Source organism: Klebsiella sp. S69 (genome assembly GCF_016516145.1).
Taxonomy (GTDB): Bacteria; Pseudomonadota; Gammaproteobacteria; order Enterobacterales; family Enterobacteriaceae; genus Klebsiella; species Klebsiella oxytoca.
Map to the genome: position 1 here is coordinate 1 of NZ_JACVUU010000067.1, position 1,512 is coordinate 1,512.

A 1,512-nucleotide genomic window follows, 5' to 3' on the forward strand; every position below is an offset into this window, starting at 1 on the left:
CATCGCAAAAAAACAGCATGTTATCTGACGACTTCTTAATGCGACAGAGCCACCATTCATACCAACAGAGAAATAAGATATTTTTTCCATCTTTCCCTGTGCAGGTATTTTATCAAATGAAAAAACAGAATGAGAAAACAAATAAATTATTACTACCGAAATTATATTTTTTAAAAGCATATCAGCTCCGGTAAGGTTCTGACTTCAGATAATGAAGGTAATATTTGCGAGCAACATAAATTACTATCTGGCTGTATATGAAACCGCCTGTTCCGGCCATTACCGCCGAACCGAAACCAGAGAAAAAGTAAGAGCCAGAGCCTGTAAATAACGCCATCAACACAAGTGCGCCCCACGTTTCCCAGTGCCGGAAGGTTCGCCAGTAAGCACAGCGCCAGCGTTTACCCCGCTCCTTCAACGGGAGCTGTGAGAGTTCGGGAATGCTTTTCAGAGTCCAGTAGATTTTCATGCGAATGTCCTTATTGGGATAAGTAGCGCCTGCCAGCATTCAGGGCTGATTTCCCCTGAATACGACGTAAAGAATTACAGGTCATCCCATTCGGGTAGTCTGTTTACCTTTTTTCGCCACATGTGGAATGCAGCAAGGAGCATGCCAAATACAAACCCAGCTAAAATACTCATGAACGCTGATACGGCAGGCGACATTCCTGTATTCCTCCATGTGGAAAACCACATCCAGAGTCCCCACGCAGGACCAAACCATATGCCCATAAGTAAGGTAATCTGCCAGAATGAGGCGAAAGGAAGTGGGGGGATTTTCAGGCCCAGCCGCCATAATACGCGCAACAAGGGCGGAGCATAATTACTTCGCCACATATTTTTATTTTCCATAATGGCTATCGCACGTTCTTTCTTTTGTTCAAATGTCACAACCCGAGCTCCCTGAATAACATTACTGCTTCCAGACTTTATCATAACAGTATGATAATGCAGTACAGATGCCGTTATTTGTGCGCGTCAGCGCACGGGAGGCGCTCTGCGCCGGAGACCCAGCAGCGAAGCGAGGACGAAAAAAGCATTACGGCTTCAGCCGTAATAATCCCCCTTCCTGCAAGACCCAATACAACCCATCTTAAAACCATACAGAAGCTCCTGTGCGCGGCCGGAGTGGTCCCGAGAACAGGGCAGCCTGACGGCCGCAAATTGAAAAGCACGCCATCTGCCGGACTCTGAGTTGTCATACAGTGATTTGGATATGTATGATCTGGCTACATATTTTGCTCAGAGCCTCCCTGTCATGATGACCCGTAAAAGTATCGATACCGTCCTGCTCTCCGTTGCCGCTGATAAGCTTTCACAGCGTGAATGGGACTGGATTAAGCTGATGAAGCCCATGGACCCGCCACCGGCAATGGTCGCCAGCGCCATACTGGAACACCGCCACGATACAGCTGCGCTCACCCGCCTGCTGGACGCCAGGGATTAATCTGCCCCGTGGTTTCCGGTTTCAGTCCCCGCCCGCTCAAAAAACTGTTTACGGCTAACCAGTGC

The 1,512-nt window shown here is 48.3% G+C and carries 4 protein-coding genes; 1 reads left to right on the forward strand and 3 read right to left on the reverse strand.

The window, feature by feature from the left end; genetic code table 11:
* The 3 genes from IAE27_RS29815 to IAE27_RS29220 form a co-directional block, all read right to left on the reverse strand.
* Positions 1-180: hypothetical protein (locus IAE27_RS29815; protein WP_413785473.1), on the reverse strand; the 180-nt coding region annotated here is incomplete at its 3' end.
* 1 nt (position 181) lies between these two features.
* The gene (locus IAE27_RS29215) at positions 182-469 is read right to left on the reverse strand and encodes a hypothetical protein (RefSeq protein ID WP_200093421.1); all 288 of its coding nucleotides are present in this window, start codon (positions 467-469) and stop codon (positions 182-184) included.
* Positions 470-543: 74 nt separating this feature from the next.
* Entirely contained in the window at positions 544-891 is a 348-nt protein-coding gene (locus IAE27_RS29220) for a DUF6404 family protein (protein WP_200093422.1), read from the reverse strand.
* 367 nt (positions 892-1,258) lie between these two features.
* Between IAE27_RS29220 and IAE27_RS29225 the strand changes: the two genes are divergently transcribed.
* Complete coding sequence (locus IAE27_RS29225; protein WP_200093423.1) at positions 1,259-1,447, forward strand: hypothetical protein; 189 nt, start codon at positions 1,259-1,261, stop codon at positions 1,445-1,447.
* The last annotated feature ends 65 nt before the right edge of the window (positions 1,448-1,512 follow it).

What these genes read in the sequence shown, in the direction of transcription:
- IAE27_RS29215 (WP_200093421.1), bottom strand. Translation starts at nt 469, where the DNA reads ATGAAAATCTACTGGACTCTGAAAAGCATTCCCGAACTCTCACAGCTC.
- IAE27_RS29225 (WP_200093423.1), top strand. Translation starts at nt 1,259, where the DNA reads ATGATGACCCGTAAAAGTATCGATACCGTCCTGCTCTCCGTTGCCGCT.